The sequence below is a fragment of the Phycisphaerae bacterium genome (assembly GCA_017999985.1).
In the GTDB taxonomy this organism is placed as follows: domain Bacteria; phylum Planctomycetota; class Phycisphaerae; order UBA1845; family Fen-1342; genus JAGNKU01.
Window position 1 is genome coordinate 850,064 of sequence record JAGNKU010000001.1, and the last position, 24,019, is coordinate 874,082.

A 24,019-nucleotide genomic window follows, 5' to 3' on the forward strand; every position below is an offset into this window, starting at 1 on the left:
TTGGCAACGGGGCCGTCAGCGCGTGGCGAAGAGGATGGCGTTGACGAGCAGGCTTACGCCGGCGATGACGCCGAGGACGATCGCCAGCGTGGGCGGCGACTCCTCATCCGAGGTGCGGGGGACGACGGCGCCGTTGCCATTGGTGGGCTCGGGGGCCAGCGGCTGGCCGGAGGACAGCGTCTCGAAGACGTCGGCGCCGACGGTCTGCTGGGCGTACTCGGGGGGCTGCTTGCGTGCCAGGCGTCCCAGGTCGACGAGCAGTTCGCGGGCACTGGGGTAGCGGTCGTCGCGGTTCTTGGCCAGCAGCATCTCGATCATCGCGCCGCAGCCGGAAGTGAGCTTCGTATTCAGGTGGTCAGGCGGCGTGAGGGGCTCTTTGAGGTGCTTGTGCATGACGGCGGAGGGCGTGGGGCCTTCGAATGGCACGCGCCCGGTGACCATGTGATAGAAGGTCGCGCCGAGCGAATACAGGTCGGCCCGGTGGTCGATGTCCACCTCGCCGCGGATCTGCTCGGGGGCGATGTAGTAGGGCGTGCCGTAGGCGCGGCCGGCCTCCGCCATGGCGGCCTGCACGTCCGTGGTCTCGCGCGCCAGACCCATGTCCGCCAGCTTTGCGACGCGCTCTCTGGTCAGCATGATGTTCTTGGGCTTGACGTCCCGGTGGATGAAGCCGCGCTCGTGGGCGTGCAGGAGGGCGCGGGCGATCTGCGTGATGATGTCGACCGCCTCTTCCTCGCTGTAGACCTTGCCGTCGGCCAGCTCGTCGTAGACCGTGCAGCCCTCGACGAACTCCATCACGAAATAGTGGTAGCCGTTGGCCTCGGCCACGTCGATGGCCTGCACAATGTTGGCGTGATTGAGCTGCGCCGCCGCCCGCCCCTCGCGGTAGAAGCGCTCGACGAACTCGGCGTTCCGGCTGAGCCGCTTGGGCAGGACTTTGACGGCCACGACGCGGTCCAGGCTGAGCTGCTTGGCCTTGTAGACCACCGCCATCGCCCCGGCGCCGCACTTGTTAAGTATCTGGTAGCCGGGGAGTTGCTGGGCGGGCCGGCCGCCCGAGTCTTCGTTGGATCCATGCAGCCGCTGGAGCTGGGTCCGGGTCAGGAAACCGAGGTCCACCAGAATTTCGGCCAGGGGGCGTTCGCGACCGGTCACGGCCAGTTGCCGCTGCTGGTCCCCCGCCGCGCGCACCTCTTCCGGGGTGACCAGTTGGCGCTCTATGAGCGTTCGGCAGATTTGGCTATCTTCTGATCCGTCTGCCACCCGCAGTGCTCCCGACGATGTAGGTAGACGCGACGAACATGAAACGATTAATCTTTCAATTGTACGCGGTCCCAGGATGAGAGGCAAACCTTGCGCATGATGTCGGCCAGCGTTCCCGGACCGTCCGCCCCCACTCTCCCCATTCTCGGACGGTCCCGCCGCGGACGCGGCGGCGTGTGCGTGGCTGTGCTGGGGCTGCTCCTGGGCAGTCCCGGGCTCGCGGCCGCCCAGGTACCGGTGGTCACGGATGAGAGCGTTGATGCGGCGATCCAGCGCGCGGTCACGTGGATTGAAGGACGCCGCAACGCCGACGGCCACTGGGAATCCAAGGCCGCCGTGCAGGAGCATATCCGGGCCGGCGACACGGGGCTGGCGGTGTTATCGCTGCTATACGCCGGCCGCGACCCGCGTGAGACGGCGCTGGACCGGGCGTTGACGTGGTTCGCCGAGCAGGCGCTGCAAGGCACGTACACGCACGGACTGCGGGCGCATGTGCTGGGGCTGGTGCCGGGCAAGAAATTCCGCGGCCGTCTGGAAGAGGATCTGGCCTGGCTGCTGCGGGCGGTGGGTCCGCGCGGCACGCCCTGGGCCGGCTCGTATGACTACGACGCGCCGCCCGATGGCGGATTACCGTCCAGGTGGGATAACTCGAACAGCCAGTTCGGTGTTCTGGGTGCGTGGCTCGCGGCCGACGCGGGCCTGCCGGTGCCCGAGACGTACTGGGAGGCGGTCGCCGAACACTGGATTCGCGTGCAGAACACTGACGGGGGCTGGGGTTATGAGCAGGGCGATACGCAGTCGCGCGGCAGCATGACCGCGGCAGGGCTGGCAGCCCTGTTCGTCGTGCTCGACCAGCGCTACGCCGCCCAGCCGCGCGAGGCGGTCGGGTTGCTGACGGCGATCGAGCTGGGGCTCGACTGGTTCGGCCGTGAATACACGCCGGAGAACCCGCGCGGCGACGTGGGCTGGACCTATTACTACCTCTACGGCGTCGAGCGGGTGGGGGCGGCCAGCGGGTACAAAGCCTTCCGCAACAAGGAGTGGTTCCGGAGTGGGGCGGCCTACCTGCTCGCACATCAGCAGGCTGACGGCTCGTGGCCCATGACCGGTGACCAGGCGACCGCCCTGCGCAACACGGCCTTCGCGGTCATGTTTCTATGCCACGGGCGCGCCCCGCTGATGTTCAACAAGCTCGCGCACGGCCCCGACTGGGATCGCAAGCTGCGTGACCTGTCCGGGCTCACGCGCTATGCCGGCCACACCTTCGAGAAGGTGTTGAACTGGCAGATTGTCCGGCTCGATGGCCCGCTGGACGACCTGCTGGAGGCCCCGGTTTTGTATCTCTATGGCGAGCAGCGCCCCGAGTTCAATGCCGTCGAGATCCAGAAGCTCCGCGAGTATTGCCAGCGCGGCGGGCTCCTGTTCGGCGTCGCGGGCCGCTCAGGGGAGGCCTTTCGCGAGGGGTTCGAGGACCTAGCCCGCCGGGTGCTGCCCGATTGTCCCCTGCGCCCGCTGGAGTCCAGTCACCCGTTGCTTTCGGGCGAGGTGCAGTTCCGCATCGAGGACCCGCCGCTGTTGCTGGAGGCCCACAACGGTGTGCGCACGCTGATGCTGCTGTCGACGCGCGACTTGGCCGACGCCTGGAACCGCTACGTGCCACGTGGCGCGCTTGAACGGGACTTCCAACTGGCGGCGAACGTGTACCACTACGCCACTGACAAGACTTCGATTCGCAGCCGGCTGCAGACGGCGACGATTGTCGAGCGCGATGTGGATCCCACGCGGACGATTCGCGTTGCCCGCATCAAGTACAACGGCCGCTGGGACGTCGAGCCGTACGGCTGGACACGCCTACGGCTCCACCTGAACAACGAGGCCGCCACGCGCCTGCTCGTGACCTCCGGTATCACGCTGGACTCGCCCGAACTTAAGAGCTTCAGCATCGCCTACCTGACCGGCACCGACGCGTTTGAGCTCGGCCCGAGCGAGTTGCGCGGCCTGCGCGAATTTCTCAGCGGTGGCGGAACGCTGCTGGCCGATGCGGCTGGCGGGTCGCGCGCCTTCACCCGCAGCCTGCAGGAGCAGGTGCAACTGGCCACCTACAGCGCGCCGGAGACAATCCCGGCCGAGTCGTACATCCTGACCGGGCGCGGCATTCCGGACGCGCAGGATCTCGCGGGTGCGACCTACCGGCGCGCGGCGCGTGCCGAGGCCCGGGGCCAGTCGTACCCGCGTTTGGTGGGAGTGCGGGCGGGTCGGCGTCTGAGCGTGATTCACTCCCCGCTGGACCTGAGCACAGGGCTGCTGGGCACGCCGGTATATAACGTCCGCGGCTACGAGCCCGAGACAGCCCTGCGGATCATGCGCAACTTGCTGCTGTACGCCGCGCTGCCGTCGGCCGAAAAGGCGCGGCTGGAGCGCGAATGAGCGGAGGCGCCCACCGCGGCGTGCGACTGTGGATCGAGTCGTCGCTCAAGGGGTGGAGAATGGCTCGGCGGGTTTGCCTTCGGCAGCGGGCAGGTGCCCGCGCGCCTGTGCGTAGGCGCGTAGCCGGCGACGCAGTTTCAGAATGACGGCAGGGCTGAGCGGTCAGGCGGGGGGAGCTATCGCGCGTGCTCGCGAGCGCCGCGCCGGACACGCCAGCGCGAATCCGGCGCGCAGGACACGGTGTCTGGGTCAAGGTTTGCCGAGCAGGGCCATCCGCGCGCGGAGCTCAAGTTCGGCTTGCTGCCAATCCCATTCGGGATTGCCCGGTGTCCCTCCACGCGACTGGTAGATCTCGAATGCGCGCTGACGAATCTGCTCTTCGGTCGGGTTGGCGACGACAGGAATCTCTAGGGCGGCCTTGGATCGCGGGCGGGTCCGCAGGCCTTTGGCGGTGCTACCAGTGGGCATGGGAAGCCTCCATCGCGGGGCCCGGCCGAGAGCACAATCGTCGCCGGGGCCACGTTGGTTTCAATCGGATGAACGACGAGAAAACCTGAGCGCAGTGCTCACACCTGGAGTGTAGCGCGCAGCGTCGGCGCTATCTGCCCGCCGGCTGCAAGCCCTTTCAGCCACAGAGCTTCGCGCGCGCCGCCGGCCGCTATGCATCGTCGGCGGGCGGCGGCGCGGCGGGCGCGGGCTGGTCCTTGACCAGGCTGATGAGCGTCTGGCCGGCAACGGGCAGGAGCGGCTGTCCGGCGGTGATGACGCTCAGCCGTCCGCTCTCGGTAATGACGAACATGGGCACGGCCGTCGGCCCGTAGCGGGAGGTGAAAGCGGCGTAATCGAACGACTCCGACAGTCGCGTGGCCTTGATCGTGTGGCCCTCGCCGAAGCGGCGCGCGAGCTCGGAGTACGTGACGCCTTCGCCAAACAGCCAGCGCCCGTGCAGGTGCTTGTAGGTCGCCGGCTTGTCTTGCGGATCGGCCCGCGGCGGAAGCTGGTAGCAGTGTGCGCTGCCCAGGATGCGGGTGAAGCGCTGCACGGCCAGGGCGTTGACCCAGTCGTTGGGCGTGACGGCTAGCAACCGGCCGATGCCGCCGAGGTTGATCTCGTCGATCGCGTAGTCCGCCAGGATGCTGCCGGAGTACGTTGGCAGACCTTCCATGCGCGCGGCGGCGGCGTGATAGCGGTTGTTGTCGACCAGCAGCACCGGGAAGCCCTTGTCGCGCAGCACGACGGCCAGCGCGCGCGTCCACGCCGGCGCGCCGACCAGGATCACGCCCTGCGGGTTAGGCACGGCTACGCCGAGCCGGCGCGCGACGAGCGGCGCGGTCAGGCCATAGATACCCACGGTGCCGATGATCACGAGGAACACGATCGGCACCAGCAGGTGGGCGCCGCTGTGGCCGGCATCTTCCAGGCGCAACGCGAACAGCGAGGAGACGGCGGCCGCGACGATGCCGCGCGGCGCCATCCACGCCAGGAAATGCCGCTCGCGCTGTGCCAGGCCGGAGCGCACCGTCGCGACCCAGACGGCGAGCGGACGGCCGATGAAAATCAGCAGGGCCACGAACACGGCCCCGCCCACGCCCACTTGTTTCAGGTTGGCCGGGTCCAGCCGCGCTGCCAGGAGGATAAACAGGGCCGAGATGAGCAGGACGCGCAGGTTCTCCTTGAACTCGACGATGTGGCGCACGTCCGCGAGCTTCTGGTTGGCCAGTACGAAGCCCATCACGGTGACCGTCAGCAGCCCGGACTCGTCCTGCAGGGCGTTCGCGCCCGCGAAGGCCGCGATCACGAACATGAGCGAGACGGAGTTCTGGAGGAAGTCCGGAATCCAGTAGCGCTGCAGCAGCAGCGCCAGCAGGTACGCCGCCGCCACCCCCAAGCCGCCCCCGATCATGATTGTCCTGAGCAGGCTGAGCGCGACGTGCGCGGCCGCGACGTCGGGGCTGCGTCCGCTGGCGATGACCTCGAACACGAGCACCGCGAGAGTAGCGCCGAGCGGGTCGACGGCGATGCCTTCCCACTTCAGGATCGGGCCGACCGGCCCCGTCGGGCGAATGTGGTGCAACAGGGGACCGATGACCGTGGGGCCGGTCACCACCAGGATCGCCCCCAGCAGCGCCGCGACGCCCAGGCTGAGTTCGTCGAAGATCAGGTACGCCGCCGCCGTGCTCACGGCCCACGTCAGCAGCGCTCCGATCGAGCACAGATACGTGACCACGCGGCCGGCCCCGCGCAGCTCGGCGAGCTTGAGGGTCAGGCCGCCTTCGTACAGGATCAGCGCGACCGCGAGCGAGACAAACGGAAACAGCACCTCGTCGAACTGGGGATTGAACTGCAGCAGCCCGGTCACCGGGCCGGCAATGAAGCCGAACGTCAGCAGGAGCAGGATCGACGGCAGCCCGATGCGCGCAGCCAGCCACTGGGCGCCAACGCCGAGGACAACGACGCACGCCACCTGAAACAAGGCCTGCTCAGGCACACCCGGTCTCCAGTCGTGACAGCAAGGTCGCACCGCGCGCGACCCGGCCCGGGGTCGGCATTCTAGTGCGCGGCCTCATTCAAGGTAACTCATGACGGGGGTGGTACGCGCAACAGGGGCGGTACAGGCAACAGCGGTGGTACGGGCACCGGGCGTGCTACGGGCGTCCCGCCCGTCGTCGGCACGGACAAGATGCCCGTACCACCCGGTTGCGCGCGGTCGGCGGAGTTTGGGTGCGGTGAGCGACTCCGGGTAACATGGCGGGCTGCGGATTCGCTGTCTGGAGACCACGATGCATCTACCGCGACATCTCGACGAAACGGCGCTGGTCACGCGTCTGGACCGCTTCCAGATCGAAACGCCTTCCTGGGGCTACGCCGACACGGGCACGCGCTTCGGCAAGTTCCTCCAGGACGCCGCCGCGTCAACGATCGCGGAGAAACTGGCCGACGCCGCCCAGGTCCACCAGTTCACCGGCTGCTGCCCGAGTGTCGCCGTGCACGTGCTGTGGGATTTCCCCACGGGCACCGATCCGGCCGCGATCGCCGCGCAGGCCGCGCAGCTCGGCGTGCGCATCGGGGCGATCAACCCCAACGTGTTCCAGGACCAGTGCTACAAGTGGGGCTCAGTGACCAATCGCGATCCGGCGATTCGCCGGCGGGCGCTCGAGCACATGCTCGACAGCGTCGCGATCGGCCGGCGCGTTGGGTCGCAGCTTCTGAGCCTGTGGTTCGCGGACGGCACGAACTATCCGGGGCAAGGCCACATCCGGCAACGCAAACACTGGATGACCGAGGCGCTGCGCGAGGTGCACGCGGCCATGCCCAGCGACTGGACGATGCTGGTCGAATACAAGCCGTTCGAGCCGGCCTCGTATCATACGGATATCGCCGACTGGGGGATGGCATGTGCCTTCGCGCGGCACGCCGGCCCGCGGGCCAAGGTGCTCGTCGACACGGGTCACCATCTGCTGGGCTGCAACATCGAGCACATCGTCGCGTTCCTGATCGACGAGGACATGCTCGGCGGCTTCCACTTCAACGACCGCAAGTACGCGGATGATGACCTGACGATGGGCAGCATTGACCCGTATCAGCTCTTCCGCATCTTCCACGAGATCACGGCGGCGGAGCATGAACGCGGCAAAGATCTGCCGATCGCGTACATGGTGGACCAGTCGCACAACCTCAAGCCGAAGATCGAGGCAATGATCCAGACGGTGATGACGGCGCAGGAGCATTTCGCGAAGGCGCTGCTCGTCGATCATGCGGCGTTGCAGAAAGCGCGCGAACGCGACGACCTCGTGATGGCGGAGTCGCTCCTGCGCGACGCGTACGCGACGGACGTCCGCCCGCTGCTGGCTGAGTTCCGGCAGAGTCGGAAGCTGCCGCCGGACCCGCTGCAGGCCTTCCGCGAGAGCGGCTACGCCGCGCGGGTGGCGAAAGAGCGCGGCCCACGGAAGCAGAGTGGTGGCCAGAGCTATGCCTGACGCGCATCGCGGTCCTGGTCATGGAGCGGCACATGACAGCAACGGCCCACTATCTCGCTTTCGATCTGGGTGCCTCCTCCGGCCGCGCGATGCTGGGAGTGTTCGACGGGGCGCGACTGACGCTGGAGGAGGTGCACCGCTTCGCGAACGGCCCGGTGCGCATTCATGGTCACTTGTATTGGGATGCCCTCCGGCTCTTCGATGAGCTGAAGGCCGGGATTGCCGCCTGCACCCAGCGCGGCGTGCATCTGGACGCCATTGGCATCGATACCTGGGGCGTCGATTTCGGTCTGCTTGCCCGCGGCGGCGAACTGCTCGCCATGCCGCGGCACTACCGCGACCCGCGCAATCAGGGCGTCATGGAGCGCGTCTTCCAGACCGTGCCGCGCGCCGAAATCTACCAGCGCACCGGCATCCAGTTCCTGCCGTTCAACTCGCTGTATCAGCTCGTCGCGCTGCAAAGTGCCGCCCCCACCATGCTGGACGCGGCCGAGCGTTTGCTCTTCATGCCGGACCTGTTCGCCTATTGGCTGACCGGCACGCTGGGCACCGAGCGGACCATCGCCAGCACGTCGCAGATGCTCGATCCGCGCGCCGGCGCGTGGGACGTCGAGTTGCTCCGCCGCCTCGGACTGCCCGCACACATTCTGCCGACCATCGCCGCGACGGCGACGCCGGCCGGCCCGCTGTTGGCAGAGGTCAGCGACGAGGTCGGCCAGGCCGGCACGCCGGTCATTCGCTGCGCCGGGCACGACACGGCTGCCGCGGTGGCCGCGGTCCCCGCGCAGGGCGACGACTGGGCGTACATCAGCTCCGGCACGTGGTCGCTCGTCGGCGTCGAGCTGCCTGCCCCGCGAATTACGCCGGAAACGCGCGGGGCCGATTTCACAAACGAGGCCGGCGTCGCCGGCACGACCCGCTTTCTGCGGAACGTGACCGGGCTCTGGCTGGTGCAGGAATGCCAGCGCGCATGGGCCGCAGCCGGGCAGGACTACTCGTGGGAAGAGCTGGCGCGACTGGCCGAAGGCGCCCCGCCGTTCGTGGCGTTCGTCGATCCCGACGATCCGCGCTTTGCCGAGCCCGGCGATATGCCGGCCCGCATCCGCGCCGCCTGCAGCGAGACCGGCCAGCCGGTGCCGGCCGGACCCGGGCCGATGGTGCGTTGTGCGCTGGAGAGCCTGGCGCTGAAATGCCGGCACGTGCTCGACACCCTGGAGCGCATCACCGGCCGGCGGATCGGCGTCCTTCACATCGTCGGCGGCGGCGTGCGCAACGCACTGCTCAACCAGTTCATCGCCGACGCGACCGGCAAGCCGGTGCGCGCCGGTCCTGCCGAAGCCACCGCGGCCGGGAACGTCATGGTGCAGGCCCTCGCGCAGGGGCGCGTGTCGTCGCTGGCGGAGCTGCGCCGCGTGATCCGCGCGTCGACGCCGGTGACGAACTATGACCCCCGGAACTGCGCCGCGTGGGATGCTGCCTACGGCCGCTTCCGCGCGTCGGTGGCGGGCACGTGATGAATCGGGGCCATGTGCACGAACGCGCGGTCCACATGGCCGAGCGCTTCGACCGCGGCGCGCGTCGCTTCACACACGTCGTGTGAATCCGTCGTGGACAGATCCCCGTCGACGACCGCCGTCAGCTCGACGTGCACGAACGTCCCCACGTAGTGCGCTTTCACGTCGCCGACGCCTTGCACGCCCGGCACGGCCGCCGCCGCCGTTTCGATCTGCTGCAGCAACTCACGCTCCGGCGCCCGGCCCATCAGGTAGCCGAGGTTCTCCATGCCGATACGGTGGCCGCTGTAGAGGATGTAGCCGCCCACGAGCAGCGAGGCCAGCACGTCGAGCAGCGGCAATTTCAGCTCGGCGACAATTACCGCAATCAGGCCTTGGAGCGCGATAAACACGTCGTTGCGGCAGTCGATCGCCGTCGCCCGCAAGGCCGGGCTGTTGAGCTCTCGGCCGCGCCGACGGAAGAACACCGACAGCAGGGTCTTGAACACCGCCGTCAGGCACAGGGCGGCAATCGGATATGGCCCGATCCGCTCCGGCAATTCGCCGTGCACGAGGTGCAGCACGCCCGTCTTGCAGACCTCGAACCCCAGGATGCCGGTGAAGATGGCGACGACCAGGCCGGCGATCGGCTCGGCCCGACGATGTCCGAAGGGGTGGTCCTCGTCGGGGCTCTGCCACGCCAGCCGGACGCAAATCAAAATGACCACCGAGGAAACGACGTCGGACAGCGAATTCAATGTCTCGGAGAAGATCGTGAGGCTGTCGGACAGACTGGTGGCGCTGGCCTTCAGGCCCAGCAGCAGCGTGTTCGCTCCGATTGCCACCCAGGTGGCGCGCATGGCCGCAGCACGGGGCATACGTTCCGCTCAACAACGGACCGCGTCATCCGCCGCGCCCGCCGAACGAATGCCGGGCGCGGCGGCGACGATTGCCACCATCCTAGATGATGCGCGCCAGAGTCGCCACGACCTCGCTTACGGGCTGGTCAGCAGCGCGACGAACGGATTGATGTCGCCGAAGCCGACCACGCCATCCTCGTTGATGTCGCCATTGGACGCTGGGCAACCGGGGTACATTTTCTGCCAGGCGGTTGGATTGCTGAGGAGCAGCACGAACGGATTGATGTCACCAAAACCGACCACGCCGTCGCAGTTCACATCGCCGCGGCCGGCGGAGGGCGGGACTTCATCCGCGCCAATGTCCACGCCGCTGCGCATCACGCGCGCCTGGCCGTCGATGTCGGTCTCACCCGGCAGCGGCACAAGGCCCGGATTGCCCGCGTCGATGCAAGGTGAATCCATCGTGAGGTGATAGTCGTCAGCGCTTGCGTCGGCGAACGCCGGGTCCAGTGCGAAGTTGCCCGTGCCACCGAGGGCGCCGGTCCAGCCTTCCACGTCACAGTAGTTGATCGCGGTCGGCGTGCCGGCGATTTGCTGGGTTTCAACGCTCGGTGCGTCACCGATGTTGCCCCACAGGATCGTGTTTTCGATGGTCGCCGTGCCGCCGGTCACGAGCTCGAGCCCGCCGGCCAGGGCGAGGGCGCTGTTCGGATCGCCCGGCTCGCCCACCTCGTTGTATGCAATCGTGCAGTTCCGGAGCGTGAGCTGTGCCTCCGAGCACACACCAGCACTGCGCCCGGCGCTGCCACCGACGCCCCAGGTGTCACCCAGTTGCCCCGCGCCACCGCTACCCGTGGCGTTGCCACCGACGATGCAGTCGATGAAGGTAGTGTTGGTCTGCATACCGGCCACGAACAGCCCCGCGCCGTCACCGCCGGCGCCACCGCTGCCGCCCACACCTACAGGCCATTCGGGCGTGCTGCCATTCTCGCCGCCGTCACCGCCGTCGCCGGTCAGGTTTCCGATAAGCTGGCACGCTTGAACCGTCACGGTTGTCCCGCTGACGTGAAGTGCGCCGCCATCGCCGCCGTGGCCGCCCGGCCCGCCGTAGCCCCAGCAGGCGTAGTCACAGCCGGTCGAGCCACCCAGGCCACCACCGCCAGTCGAATTGCCGGCGAGGTGGCAATTGCGTACCGACACGAGCGTCCCGCTAAGGTAAAGGGCGCCGCCGTCACCGCCATACCCGCCATCGCCACCGCTTCCCTGACGGCCGCCCCCGCCGGCGTCGCCGCCGGCCGCCGTGCTGTTGTCCGTAAGCTCGCAATTCAGAAGCTCGGTCGTGCCATTGACCGCGTATATCGCGCCGCCGCTGCCGGCTGGGGCGCCGTCGCACCCGCTGCCCGATCCCATTTCTCCCCAGCAACTGCCGCCACTTCCACCGGTACCGGATCGGCTTCCAGTGAGCGTGCAGCCTGTGAGCGACACGCTGGAGTCTCGCGCGCAAATAGCGCCCCCGTGGCCGCCCGGCGCGGCCGAGCCCGCCCACCAGATTCCGTCATAGCCATCGCCACCCGCACCGGCCTGGTTGGCGACCAAATTGCAGCCGGTGATGACAACGGTTGACGGGCCAGTCACATAGATGGCTCCACCGCTGCCACCCGCGGCACCGGATTGGCCTTCGCCTTCGCCGATAATCCATCGACCGTTGCCGCCATGTCCGGCGCGGTTCCGCTCCAGTGTGCACTCGGACAGCGTGGGCTGTGTGGACTTGAAGCAGAATCCGCCCCCGTTACCGCCCACCGTGGGATTGTGGAAGTACGCCTGGCCGCCCTCCTTTCCGGGCCCGGCGGCGTTGTCGGTCACGCTGCAATGCGTAAACGTGGGCGCACCGCCCTGGCAAAACACCCCGCCGCCGTCGCCTGTAGGCTGGCCCGCGCTATCCGCCGGATAGCCCGAGTACGTCGCGTTCCGCCGAATCGTGCAGCCGGCGAACGTCGCACTGCCGTCCACCATGTACACGCCGCCGCCGTTGGGCTGACCGTCGTACGCCACCGCGAAGCCGCCGGTGATCGTCACCCCGTCAAGCCGCGCGCTCGCGTCCGTGTCGCTGGCGATGACCACGTGGTAGCTATTGTCGCCGCGATTGACGAAGACGTCGTTCGGATCATCGTTGCCGCCCAGGTCGCCGGTCAGAATGGACTCATAGAGCGCCACATCCCGCGCGTCCGGATTGCCCGGCTGCGCCAGCCCGGCATACCCGCCGTAGATCGCCACCCCGCTGAGCAGATGAAAGCTCGCGAGCCGATCGCCGGCGCCCATGCCGCCCCCCAGGTCCGGCGTATACGTCCCGCCGGCGATTCGAATCTCATCGCTGGCCGTCGCGACCGCGAGCGCATCCTGCAGGTATTTGAACGCGCTGGTCCAGAGCGTGCCATCGCCGCCGAGCGCGGCATCGTCATCAACGTGGATCACATCCGCGACCGCGACACCGCAGGCCAACCAACTCACCAATCCCCAAGTCGTCCAGCCGAGAATCCGACGCGCCACTCCCGCTGTGTGCTGATGCATGTCGCTTCTCCCAAAAGGACTTCTGCTGCCAAGTCCAGCGCCACGCCCGCCCGAAACGAGGACGAGCACCGACTCTCGGCCTGTTCTCATACCAAGAGCATGGCCGAGAGATACTCGTCATTGAAACGTGCCGAAGACCTCTCTCCCGCCCTTTCCCCGGGGGGGAGGCCGGTCCAGATAAAAACCTCCAGAGAAAGTCTACAACGCCGGCAGAGTTGAATCAACTTTTCTCTGGAAAAGGCGACTGCGCCAACGCACGTACGGCGTTCAAGGTAGAGCGGTCAGACTATTTCCCATCAACAGCGGGGCGCGCAGTGCGGTTCGCTCGCGCCCAGGTGGAGATTGATCGCAGCTTCAAGGAGTCGTCAGCAGCGCCACGAACGGATTGATGTCGCCGAAACCGACCTGCCCGTCACCGTTGATGTCGCCGTTCATGATCGTGCAGTCGGGGAACGTGGACGCATACAAGGTCGGATTGGTCAGAGCCAGAACGAACGGGTTGATGTCACCGAATCCGACGACGCCGTCGCAATTCATGTCGCCGGGGAGTGTGAACGGCGTCAGCGCGATCGTCGTCGTGGCCATCAGTTCCGGCGGGCACTTGCCTTGCTGATCCCACAGCGCGAACAGCAGCGCCCCCGTGTCATCGGTCGTGTTCTCGTCGCGCAGGAACTCGATGTACTCCTTGCTCGTGCTCTGGTAGTAGAGCGTCACTGCCGCCGACGCGGCCCCCATCGGAATCGCATACGCCGTCTCGTCCCAGTACTGACCGTCTGCGTACGCGGCGCCCACCGGCGTGCCACCGAAACCGGCGAAGTTGACATTCGTGAATCCGCGCGGCGGGATGCGGTTGTCCTTGAAGATCTTGTTGTTCAGGACGAAGTGGAACGACGGTCCGGGCTCCACGCCGACCAGCGGCGCCACCACCTCGTCGAGGCCTGGTTTTGCCTCGTACACCTTGAGCGCATCGTCATGGCTCAAGACGCCGGTGAGCGGGTCGTACGCGCCGGATTCGGCGAGCAGCGTTCCGCCGGCGTTGAAGAACCGCACGTTCAGCCACATGCGGCGGCCTTCGGGATAGCCGGTGGGCAGCTTGTGGCCCGTGTTGTTGGTCACGGTGACGTGGACCTGCGGCCCGTCCTGCAGCGCTGCCAGTTCGGCCGCGTTCTGCAGCATGTACCGGACGCGCACGGCGCCGGCCTGCAACGCCGTCGGGTTCACTTCGTTGGGCAAATCGGGGTACAGCAGCGGCAGCACGGTGGCCATCCACGCGCTGCCGCCGGTCATGTCGTGCAGCGGCAGGTCGGTGCGCACGGGGGCGGCGGGGTAATTGCAGCCCTGGCCGGTGACGTCCCGCATGTGGCAATCCTGACACGTGCTGACGTACTGCTTGTTGCCGCCGAACTCGGGGGCGTACACGCCCTGCGCCGTGTTGTACGCGCTGTAGAACCACTCGCTGTAGGTGCGTTCGATCGGCATCAGCGTGTGCGCGGACGTGCTGGCCGGCGGCGTGTCGAACGCGTTGGGCACATAGTTGCCCAGCCCGTCCTTCTCGAACGCCGAGTTGCTCACGTCGTGACACGTGCCGCACAGTGCCGCCTCACGGTGGAACGGCGACACAAGGATCGGATGCCCCAGGGTGGCGTCCAAAAACGGGCCGCGCCGTGCCCCGGTTGGGTCGATCACGAACATGCCGTTGCCGAAATCCACCGGCGGCATGCTCAGACCCGCCAGAATGTCTTCGTCCTGCATCGGGCTGACGCCGGGCACGTAGAACGGGTCCACCAGCCGGTGACACAGGTCGCACGACACGCCGTGCTTGTCGGTCTCCAGCATGAGCTGGCCGTTGGTCGGCACGGAGCGGCCGCGCACCCAGCCGGCGCCGATGTGACACCGCAGGCACAGGTCGCCGGAGTCGGGCGCGTCCTGGTTGGCCACGGTCTGGCAAGCCTCGTAGAGCGGGTCGCGCGAGGCCAGCGCCATCAGGCTGCCCTGCCAGTTGAGATACGGCTCGACGGCGGGGTTGTAGTTCGCGTGGCACGCCGTGCACGCCGTCGGGTGATTGAGCGTCCCGGTTTCGAACGGCTGGGTGCCGGGCAGATCGAAGTCCCGCAGCGTGGTCGGCGCGATGCCGCCCGGGGGCGACACGATGATGAACGCGGCGTCGCTGTCGTCGTGGCCGGAGTTGAACGCGTTGTCGATCGCGATGACGCGCAGAATGGCCTGGGTCGTCGGGCGATTCGCCGGGAACCAGTTGTAGCTGCCCGCGTTGCCGATGTTTTCCGCGACGGGGGTGAACGTCGCACCGTTGTCAAGTGAGAGGTGCAGATCCACGCGTGCAACGCCACTGGTGTCCGTGGCCGTCCAGCTCACTACGAAAGGCGTGTTGCCCGTGGCGACTTCGCCGCCGTTGGGCACGAGCACGGTCACGGTCGGTGGCGTCACGTCGTAGGTCGTCGGGACGAGGTGTCCCTGGATCTCCGTCACGTCGACGTTGGATACGCTCTGCACGTTCGATGGCGTCAGACCCGGGAACGTCGGTGTGTTCGTGTAGTTCCCGAGGTCGGTGATCTCCACGAGCGCCGTGTAGCCGTCGCTGTCGGAGTCCAGGTTCTGCACGGACTGGACCGCCTGGCGCCGGCCGTTGGGGTTGCTCGGGTAGCTCGGCAGGGCCGCCTCGATGGCCGCGCCGTAGGGGTTCCGCGGGCCGCCGCCGGAGAAGTCGAAATGGCACACGCCGCAATGCGCGGGATGGCTCGGCACCGTGTCCAGCGCGGACCCCGTCGCGCCGGGATAGACCGCGAAGAACGCGTCGCGGATGTTCGAGCGGGCCTGCAGCGCGGCGGGCCAGATCACGAGGGCCGCCCCGGCCGCGAGCGAGATGATGACCAGATTCTGTGTTTGTCGTGAATTGGACGGGCACATGCTCACTTCTCCACGGACATGATGCGAGCGCAGCTTCCACCCCACCCAGAGCCTACCCAACCGACGGGCGCAAACGCAAGGAAAAACGCGCCGCAGGCGGCTGGATACTGCTTGCGGTGCGCCCGGGGCGCGCAATTCGTCGGACAATCGGCTCCGCCTTGTAGGCCGACGTCCTATGTGGCTGCGTGTGGACCGCAACTTCCGGAGGGTCGTACGGGCGTCCCGGCCGTCGGGGGCACAGGCCAACTGTCTGGGCCACCCACGTCCAGCCAGATCGGACGCGCGACGTCAGCGTTCAAACGCGTAGCGCCCAGCACCCACGCGGAACACCGCGGCGCCATCCTCGGCCTTCGCTTCCAGCACACCAAGCGTCTGCGCGGCCGGTTGGCCGCTTTCCGTGACGGTCTTGGGATCCGCGTCGGGCACGTACACCGTCGCGGTCGTGTTCGGCGGCACCCTCACATTGAGCGTGAGCTTGCCGTCGGCGAGCTTCCACTCGCAGACGATTTCGCCGTGCGGCGAGTGATAGCTGCCCCGCGCCCAGGTCAGTCCGCCACCGGGCAGCGGGCGCAGGATGAAGTGCTTGTATCCCGGGTGCGTTTCGTCCGGGTTGATCCCCAGGATCGTGCGGTACATCCACTCGCCGACCGAGCCGATCGCGTAGTGGCTGAACGAGTTCATGCCCGGGTTCTGGAAACCGCGGCCCTCGACATAGCCGTCCCAGCGCTCCCAGATCGTCGTCGCGCCGTGGTCAATTGCGTAACCCCACGACGGCATCGTGCGATTCAGGATCAGCCGATAGGCTTCGTCGTTGCGGCCGGAGCGCGTCAGCTCCGACATCAGCGCGATCGTGCTGTGGAAGCCGGTGGAGATGTTGCCCTTGTACGTCTCAAACGCCTCCAGCATGTACTTCGCGGCGGCGGCGCGTTGCTCCTTCGGCAGCAGGTCGAAGTACAGTGCCAGCGCGTAACCCGCCTGCGTGTTGCCCTGCATGCGTCCGTCGGGCGACACATACGCCGCGTTGAACGCCGCGCGGATGCGCTCGGCCAGCATGCCGTACTGCTGCGCCGCATCGTTGCGCCCCAGCACGCGGGCCATCTGCGCGACCAGTTCCGTCGAGCGTGCGAAGAACATCGTCGCGAAGACTTCCTTCGGCACTTCCGCGCCCTTCTCCGGCCAGCCTTCGAGCTTCAACGTGTCCGCGTTGAGCCAGTCGCCGTAGTCGTTGCCGCGGCTGTTTTTCCACAGCAGTTCGGGGTTCTGCTCGTGCACGTAATCGACCCACCGCCGCGCCGAGTCGAAATGCTGCTCCAGCAGGCGCCGATCCGCGTAGTTCACGTACGCGCACCACGGCACGAACACGCCCGCATCGCCCCAGGCCGCCACGCCCGAGAAACGCACCGCCGGCTCGAACGGGTGCGGAGCGAAATCCGGATAGCGGCCGTCCGGCGTCTGTGCATCGCGCACGTCCGGGATCCACTTCGTGTAGAACGCGGCCATGTCCATGTTGAAGCACGCGGTCTGCGCGAAGGCCAGGATGTCGCCCATCCAGCCACAGCGTTCGTCGCGCTGCGGGCAGTCGGTGGGCACGCTCGTCAGGTTCGCCCGCTGCGTCCAGAGGATGTTGGACCAGAGCTTGTTGAGCAGGGCGTCGGAGCATTCGAACTGGCCGACTTCCGGCGCCGACGAGTGCACGACGCAGCCGGCCAGATCTTCGAGCGCGGGCTTGTACGGCAGTCCCGTCACCTCGACGTAGCGGAAGCCGTGATACGTGAAGTGCGGCTCGAAGGTCTCAGCCTCGCCGCCGCGGCACGTATATTGGTCCGTTTGCTTCGCGCTGCGCAGGTTCTCCGTGTAGATCGTGCCGTCGGGATTCAGTACCTCGGCGTGCCGCAGCGTAACGGTCGTGCCCGCCGGCGCGTGCACCTTGAAGCGGCACCAGCCGACCATGTTCTGACCAAGGTCGAACACGTACGCGCCCGGTTTCGGCTCCGTGATGCCGATGGGCTTCAGCACGCGCGTGATGCGGACCGGCTCGTTCGGCTGCGCCACCAGCGCCGGCTTGCCCGGCTCGAGGGCCCTTGCCGCCACGGGCCGCCACGCCACCGCATCGAAGCCCGGCCGGTCCCAGCCGGCCAGTTCGCGGCGCGCGTCATACGTCTCGCCATCCAGCAGATCGCCGAAGCGGATGGGGCCTTCGGTCGTCGCGACCCAACTCCCATCCGAAACGACCACCTGCGGCGGCTGATCGCCACGCTCGATTTCCAGCCGCAGCAGCAGCCGTGGCCGACGCCCGTAGATCGCGCGCGGCGGACCGGCGTTCACGATGCCCGCCAGCCCGACGCGGCCCGCGTACCAGCCGTCGCCAAGCTGGGCGCCCACGACGTTTTCGCCGCCCGCGATCAGCTTGGTGACGTCGTACGTCTGGTACTGCACGCGCTGGTGGTAGTCGGTCCACTCCGGCGCCAAGACGTGGTCGCCGACGCGCTGCCCGTTGATCCGCAACTCGTAGAGCCCCAACGCCGTGACGTAGACCGTCGCGCGCGTCACCGGCGCGGTGCCCTCCAGCGTGAACGCCTTGCGCAACATAGGCGGCGTCAAGGGATCAAAGTTGCCGCCTGGCGGCTCCTGCGCGTCGCCGATCCACTGCGCGCCCCAGTCAGCGAGTTCGAACAACCCCATCGACCACGTCGCCGGCGCGCTCCAGGGCGAACCCTGACCGTCGGCGTCCCACATGCGCACCTGCCACCACACGCGCACCCGCGATCGCAGCGGCTTGCCGGCGTACACAACCTGAATCGACTGGTCGGACTCGACTTGTCCCGAGTCCCACAGGTTGCCTTCCTCGCGCTGGAGCAGCGCGGGATCGTCGGCGACGAGCACGCGATAGGCGCGCTGCACCGCACCGCGCCGCGCATCGACCACTTCCCAGGACAGCCGCGGCGCCCGCACGTCGATGCCCAGCGGATCCTGGCGGTATTCGCACCGCAGGTTCCGCGGCGCTTGCGGGCCGGCCGCGGCAGCAGCCTGGGCCAGCCCCGCACTCACCACCGCATTCAGGATCACGATTCCGACCAGACTGCGCGTCACCACGACCACACCTCCAACCACGGCCACGTCCGTCACGGCGCGCTCCGCGTCTCCAGGAACCAGCGTTGGCGCGGCGAACCGCCACGCGGCCTCTGGCGCACGAAATACACGGTCCAGACCGAATTGTCACTCATGCGCAGGCGAAAGTAATGCCGGCGCAGGTAAACCTCGTTGCCGGCCCGCCCGCCCTCCGGGCTGGTGTGCTTCCAGGACTCGAGCACGGCGCCGACCGCGAAACACTCGCCGTGCCAACTGAAACCCTGCGGCAGTCCCGGCAATCCCGCCGCCATCGCGCTCGCATCGAAGCTTCCCCGGAGCGGAGTGATCGACTCGCTGACGAATTCGTCCATCGTTCACCGCCTCCGCCGGCGCGGTGCGGTTCAGGCCTGCGGGCCCCAGCCCTCTGCAGGAACTTCATAGCGGGTGACGGTCGGCAGCGGGGCATCGATGTCGAGCGGCTCGTCGCCGCGCATGATCTTGGCCCGCACGCGCCCGTCATGCGGCTGACGCCAGGCGGCGTGCACCTCGTTGGGATTGGTCACGACCTGCCCGTTGAGCGCGACAATACGGTCGAATTCGCGCAGCCCGAGTTGATAGGCCAGCCCATCATGGTCCAGGTCACGGACCATCGTTCCTTCCACGTTCGCGCGCAGATCCAGGCTTGCCGGTCCGGTCGTGCGCCGCACGGTGACGCCGGCCGTGCCAAACGCGGCCACGGGATCGAGTCGATACGGCTCGCGGACGGCGCTCATCACGCGCTCGGCGACGTCCTGCGACACGAATGGCGGCAGCAGCGCCGCGAAATCCGCGAGCGTCGGTTGCGGGCCGTCCGGGACCCAGCGCGGATCATTCATGAAAGCCCGCATGAAATCGTCGAGCGACTTGCCGCGCTTGCCCGCGCGGATCGTCCGATCGAGCCACGCACCGATGATCAGCCCGCCCTGGTAGACCAGTTCGCGCGCCCCGTCGTCCTGGAAGAACACAGGCCCGCCCGCATCCGCCAGCGACATCTGGCCATACTGCGGATTGCGTTCGACCGCCTGCAATTGCTCGGCCAACACCTCGGCGAACTCCGGCCATGAAATCAGGCCCAGCCGCGCGCAGACCAGGTACGCGTAGTAGTCCGTGATGCCCTCGTTCACCCAGCGCAACTCGTCCGGCAGGTGCACGCGCTCGCCGCCCCACGTGTGGAAGAACTCGTGCGCGATCAGGTGCGCGACATGCCGGATACCCTGGGCCATCATGCGCGGGTCCGCCCCCAGTACCATCGAGTTCGTCTTCGGCGAGCCACCCATCCCGCGCTCGATCGGCGGCCCCACCACGAACAGGTACTGTCCTTGCGCCGGCCGGCCGAACAACCGCAGCTCGTGCTCGATGATGCGCGTCACCGGCGCGACGAACGCCTCCTCGATGGCTGCCTGGCCCGGCGCAAACACGATCGTCCCGACGAAGCCCCCTGCACGAATCTCCTGCCGGTTCCATTGCCCGACCGCCACCAAATCATTCTGTAGCGCAGTCAGACTTGGCGGTACCCAATCGCCGTCATCGGCGCGCGGCCACGGGGCATACACGGCCCACTTGTCGGGCACATTCAAGCGCACCCGAATTTCTTGCGCACGCACCTCCTGCGGTACGAGCACCAGCGGCCCGGTGGGCAGAAACGCGCTCTGCTGCGTCACAAATGGGTATTCGAACTCGTGCCGGCCGCGCACCGCTTCCAGCTCACGATGCGTCAGCGGCACGGTGTACGCCAGCCGGATGTCCGCTGCACCGCCGGTCTGCACGGTCCAAGCATACGGCCCCGTTCGCTCGTCCGGCAGCGCCCGCTCACCCCCCTGCGCCCGCACCGCACCGTCCAGTAACGGCTCTGGTAATCGCACAAACGCCCAGTCCTGCGGCAGCTCCAGGCGCAATTCACGACGCTCCGGTGCCAGGCCCGCCACGTCCAACGTCACGTCCACTTTGCGCTCCACGGGCGCCCGCAGCGTTATTTCGCATCGAAGCCGCACCGCGGGGTCCGCCGCTGCCTCCGGCTTTCCGGCGCGCAGTGTCCTCAAGACCGCGACCACATCTTCGGGCTCGGCCCGTTTGCGGTAGTCCGCGTCGATGAACGCGTAGCGGATCGTCCCGTCCGTGCCGATCACGTACGTCGCCGCCAGTGGCAGCTCGTACGAGTCGTCGCCGTTGTACTCCTCGAGGTTCACCCGGCCACGCACGTCGGCGAGCACCTCGGGCGCGAGCTTGTAGACCAGCCCGTATTGCCGCGCCACGACGTTGCCGAGGTCGCTGAGCAGCGCGTAGCTGAACTGCCCGAGCTGCTGCGTCATCAGCGCGTTGTCGACGGTTTGCGGACTGATCGCCACGACCGTCGCGCCCAGCTCCTGGAACCGCGGCAACGCCTCGGCGTACGCCCGCAATTCGAGCGTGCAGAACGGACACCACCCGCCGCGGTACCACAGCAGCACCACCGGGCCCTGCTTCAGCAGGTCGGCCAGCGCCACCGGCGCGCCTTCCGTGCTGGGCAATGTGAACAGCGGTGCTGTGGCGCCAATGTTCAAGGCCCGCGCCGTGATCCCCGACGTGCGCAGCGACTTCACGAAGTCGTCGTACATCTTCACGCGCGCCGGCGGCGTCGTGTTCCGCCACTTCTGCTCGAAATCAGCCAGGCGCGCCTGCAGCACCCGCTCCGGCGCCGCGACTGGCACGGGCGTCGGCGCCGAGGTGGGTTCCGGAGTCGGCGCGGGGGCCGAGGCCACCGGCGGGGCCGCAGCACCGCGCTCCGCGCGCTCGCAGCCCGGCCACATCGACAGAGCGATAAGCGGCAACAACAGGATCCGCGCCGCGCCAGCCGGCTGGCCGGCTCTGATAGCAGTCATGCCTGCTCCTCCATTCCAAGTCCCAGCGGCCACAAACGGGAATTATGCCGCCGTCGTTGGAGGTTGCCAGCGTGTGCCGGTGCGCTGCCCCCCGCCCCCCCGTGCGCCTGGATGGTCGGGCCTACGCGTCCAAGTAAAGCTGGTACTCGTACGGGTGCGGGCGAATCGCCATCGGCACCACCTCGGTCACCCGTTTGGTCTCTACCCAGCCCTGTACGAAGTCCTTGCTGAACGTGCCGCCCTGCAGCAGGAACTCGTGGTCCGCCTCGAGCGCCGTCAGCGCGTCCGCCAGCGCCCGCGGCACCATCGTCAGCCGGCTGCGGAACTCGCGGCTCTGCTTCGCGATGTCCACGTCGAACGGCCCGAAATTGTGCGCCGCCGGATCGAGCTTGCGCTGAATCCCGTCCAGCCCCGCCAGCAGCATCGCCGCCAGCGCCAGATACACGTTGCACGTGAAGTCCGGCGGGCGATACTCGATGCGCTTCTCGTCCGGCGAGACGGCATACTTCGGCACGCGGATCGCCGCCGAGCGGTTGGCGAGCGAGAAGAACAGGTTGACCGGCGCCTCGTAGCCTTCGACCAGCCGCTTGTACGAATTCGTCGACGGGTTGGTCAGTCCCGTCAGGGCGGCGCCGTGCTTCAGCAGCCCGGAGATGTACTGCAGCGCCAGCTCGCTGAGGTTCGCGTAGCGCTTCCCGTTGTTGTCGTAGAACAGCGGTCGGCCGCCCTTCGTCAGCCGCTGGTGCACGTGCATCCCGTTGCCGGCCTCGCCGAAGATCGGCTTCGGCATGAACGTCGCGATGCGTCCGTGCTTGCGCGCGATGTTCTTGATCACGTACTTGATCATCAGCGCCTGGTCCGCGGCCTGCACCAGCGGCGCCAGGTTCACTTCGATCTCGCACTGCCCCGGCGCCCCGACCTCGTGGTGGTGATAGCGCACCGCCACGCCCATCCCCTCCAGCGCCAGCGCGATCTCCGACCGCAGATCGTGAAAATGCTCGCTCGGGGGCACGCGGAAGTAGCCGCCCTTGTGCGGAATCGCCGGCGTCGCCCCGTTTGGCTCGATTTCGGAGCACTGAATGCTGATCTCGGTGTGAAATGGCTCGTGCGTCACGTCCACGCGATCGAGGATGTGGAACTCGAACTCCGGCCCCATCAGCGCCTCGTCCGCGATGCCGGTCGAACGCATGTACGCCACGGCCCGCCGCGCGATGGTGCGCGGGTCATGAGACGCCGGCTCGTGCGTGTCCGCCGTGACGGTGTCGCACAGGAAGCTCAGCGTGGGCTCCTGCCAGAACGGGTCGGGGAACCCCGTCTCAGGCTGGGGCAGGGCGTTGACATCGCCGCTTTCGACCGTGCTGAAGCCGGCCCCGGACGAGCCGTCGTACCCGACGCCCTCCTCGAAGTGCTTCTGCGTGAATTGGCGCGCCGGGATGGTCAAATGCAACCACTGGCCCGCCATTCCCACGATCTTCAGGTCCACCATCGCTATCTGATTGTCTTTAATGTACTTAAGCGCGTCAGCGGCAGATGCGAACACAGCAGATTTCTCCCTAGAACTGGCCTCATCATAACCAGTCCGGGACCTGTCTGCACGCTGCGTGCCGGATCCACCCCCTGACACCGCTGCCCCCCTGCTCACGCGCTCCCCGCCCGGCTGCTCCGCCCGCCCTACGCGCTTTCCAGCGCCCGCCGGAAGAAACGATGCAGCACGACGCCGGCCAGCACGAGCACGAGCGCGCTCGGCTCCGGCACCGCCCGCGATCCGAATTCGACGTTGTCGACGAGCAGCCCGTTCGCGAAGTCCGTCGTCGCGTTGTTGCGGATTTCCACGCGGGCGATCGCCGGCGTCGCCGCCCCGACCGCGAAGAACGTCTCGTAGTTCTGCTTGTTGCTGCTCTTCTCCCAGAGCCACGACTGGACGACCTTCCGCCCCAGAAGCTGGTTCGCCACGTCATAGACCGAGATCGTCAGGCTGTGGACTTGGCCTTCGACGCCCATCCCCAGGAACGCCCCCACCTCCGTCGCAGGCTCCGCGAACAGGATCGTGAATGGCGTGTTCTTCAGATCATTGTCAAACTTCGCGTAGAGCAAATCGCCCGACGGCATGTACGTGCCATCGTACCCCGTCACGTGCTCGGCGATCGCCCCACCCTCCGGCCACACGCCCGACCAAGCGGCATGCCGCCCGTCGGCCGTGTTCAGAAACGTTACGCCCCAGCGGTCCGCATACTGGTTCGACAACTGCGTGCCGCTCGCCAGATCGTTGAAATCAATCAGTCCGGTGGTCGCCCCCAGGAAGTCGTCGTAGGCCGCCCGCAACGCGCCGAATGTTGTGTACCCCCCGCCGCCGTCCGTCTCGTCAAACCACAGCAGGTCCGCCCCGCACGGTGTCGCTGTGGCCAGCACCAGCCACAGCGCTGTGGCTGCGGTTGTCCAGCCGGTTGTCTTCACGCGCCGCATGGCGTTCTCCAGGCTCGCCACTCCGTGTGGCGACAACATCCCCGGCACCTCGCCCCGAGGTGCTGCCATGGGAAACA

At 67.6% G+C, this 24,019-nt stretch carries 14 protein-coding genes; 3 read left to right on the forward strand and 11 right to left on the reverse strand.

All coding sequences use genetic code 11. From position 1 onward, the window contains the following. Positions 1-15: 15 nt before the first annotated feature. Complete coding sequence (locus KA383_03365) at positions 16-1,263, reverse strand: serine/threonine protein kinase (GenBank protein MBP7745146.1); 1,248 nt, start codon at positions 1,261-1,263, stop codon at positions 16-18. A gap of 174 nt (positions 1,264-1,437) precedes the next feature. Between KA383_03365 and KA383_03370 the strand changes: the two genes are divergently transcribed. Then, positions 1,438-3,690, forward strand: a complete 2,253-nt coding sequence (locus KA383_03370) for a DUF4159 domain-containing protein (GenBank protein ID MBP7745147.1) — start codon at positions 1,438-1,440, stop codon at positions 3,688-3,690. Between the two features lie 249 nt (positions 3,691-3,939). Here the strand turns inward: KA383_03370 and KA383_03375 are convergent, their stop codons facing one another. Both KA383_03375 and KA383_03380 read right to left on the reverse strand, forming a co-directional pair. Continuing rightward, the gene (locus tag KA383_03375) at positions 3,940-4,158 is read right to left on the reverse strand and encodes a DUF2934 domain-containing protein (protein ID MBP7745148.1); all 219 of its coding nucleotides are present in this window, start codon (positions 4,156-4,158) and stop codon (positions 3,940-3,942) included. 190 nt (positions 4,159-4,348) lie between these two features. Continuing rightward, positions 4,349-6,178 carry a sodium:proton antiporter gene (locus KA383_03380; GenBank protein MBP7745149.1) on the reverse strand — a complete coding sequence of 610 codons (1,830 nt, stop codon included), beginning with the start codon at positions 6,176-6,178 and terminating at the stop codon, positions 4,349-4,351. A gap of 292 nt (positions 6,179-6,470) precedes the next feature. On the opposite strand from KA383_03380, the gene KA383_03385 reads away from it, so the two are divergent. Both KA383_03385 and KA383_03390 read left to right on the forward strand, forming a co-directional pair. Beyond that, a complete protein-coding gene (locus KA383_03385) occupies positions 6,471-7,667 on the forward strand; it encodes a sugar isomerase (protein ID MBP7745150.1) in 1,197 nt (398 codons plus the stop codon). A gap of 32 nt (positions 7,668-7,699) precedes the next feature. Further along, positions 7,700-9,181, forward strand: a complete 1,482-nt coding sequence (locus KA383_03390) for a rhamnulokinase (GenBank protein ID MBP7745151.1) — start codon at positions 7,700-7,702, stop codon at positions 9,179-9,181. Here KA383_03390 and KA383_03395 read toward each other — a convergent pair. The 8 genes from KA383_03395 to KA383_03430 form a co-directional block, all read right to left on the reverse strand. Beyond that, positions 9,145-10,038, reverse strand: a complete 894-nt coding sequence (locus KA383_03395; GenBank protein MBP7745152.1) for a cation transporter — start codon at positions 10,036-10,038, stop codon at positions 9,145-9,147. The genes KA383_03390 and KA383_03395 overlap by 37 nt on opposite strands. Before the next feature lie 117 nt (positions 10,039-10,155). After that, positions 10,156-12,588 (reverse strand): hypothetical protein, encoded by a 2,433-nt coding sequence (locus KA383_03400; protein MBP7745153.1) that lies wholly within the window; start codon positions 12,586-12,588, stop codon positions 10,156-10,158. Positions 12,589-12,942: 354 nt separating this feature from the next. Continuing rightward, positions 12,943-15,513, reverse strand: a complete 2,571-nt coding sequence (locus KA383_03405) for a hypothetical protein (protein ID MBP7745154.1) — start codon at positions 15,511-15,513, stop codon at positions 12,943-12,945. Positions 15,514-15,801: 288 nt separating this feature from the next. Continuing rightward, positions 15,802-18,549: a glycoside hydrolase family 78 protein gene (locus KA383_03410; GenBank protein ID MBP7745155.1), complete on the reverse strand. Its 2,748-nt coding sequence runs from the start codon at positions 18,547-18,549 to the stop codon at positions 15,802-15,804. Positions 18,550-18,635: 86 nt separating this feature from the next. Beyond that, positions 18,636-18,953, reverse strand: coding sequence for a cytoplasmic protein (locus KA383_03415; GenBank protein MBP7745156.1), 318 nt, complete (start codon positions 18,951-18,953; stop codon positions 18,636-18,638). 30 nt (positions 18,954-18,983) lie between these two features. Further along, positions 18,984-21,479, reverse strand: coding sequence for a redoxin domain-containing protein (locus tag KA383_03420; GenBank protein MBP7745157.1), 2,496 nt, complete (start codon positions 21,477-21,479; stop codon positions 18,984-18,986). Positions 21,480-21,600: 121 nt separating this feature from the next. Beyond that, entirely contained in the window at positions 21,601-23,019 is a 1,419-nt protein-coding gene (gene glnA / locus KA383_03425; protein MBP7745158.1) for a type I glutamate--ammonia ligase, read from the reverse strand. A 131-nt stretch (positions 23,020-23,150) separates the two neighbouring features. Beyond that, positions 23,151-23,942 (reverse strand): hypothetical protein, encoded by a 792-nt coding sequence (locus KA383_03430; GenBank protein MBP7745159.1) that lies wholly within the window; start codon positions 23,940-23,942, stop codon positions 23,151-23,153. Positions 23,943-24,019 lie beyond the last annotated feature (77 nt).

Bases quoted from the DNA above. Each gene is read 5' to 3' on its own strand.
- KA383_03375 (MBP7745148.1), bottom strand. From the start codon at position 4,158: ATGCCCACTGGTAGCACCGCCAAAGGCCTGCGGACCCGCCCGCGATCC.
- KA383_03385 (MBP7745150.1), top strand. From the start codon at position 6,471: ATGCATCTACCGCGACATCTCGACGAAACGGCGCTGGTCACGCGTCTG.
- KA383_03390 (MBP7745151.1), top strand. From the start codon at position 7,700: ATGACAGCAACGGCCCACTATCTCGCTTTCGATCTGGGTGCCTCCTCC.
- KA383_03395 (MBP7745152.1), bottom strand. From the start codon at position 10,038: ATGCCCCGTGCTGCGGCCATGCGCGCCACCTGGGTGGCAATCGGAGCG.
- KA383_03400 (MBP7745153.1), bottom strand. From the start codon at position 12,588: ATGCATCAGCACACAGCGGGAGTGGCGCGTCGGATTCTCGGCTGGACG.
- KA383_03405 (MBP7745154.1), bottom strand. From the start codon at position 15,513: ATGTGCCCGTCCAATTCACGACAAACACAGAATCTGGTCATCATCTCG.
- KA383_03415 (MBP7745156.1), bottom strand. From the start codon at position 18,953: ATGGACGAATTCGTCAGCGAGTCGATCACTCCGCTCCGGGGAAGCTTC.
- KA383_03420 (MBP7745157.1), bottom strand. From the start codon at position 21,479: ATGACTGCTATCAGAGCCGGCCAGCCGGCTGGCGCGGCGCGGATCCTG.
- KA383_03430 (MBP7745159.1), bottom strand. From the start codon at position 23,942: ATGCGGCGCGTGAAGACAACCGGCTGGACAACCGCAGCCACAGCGCTG.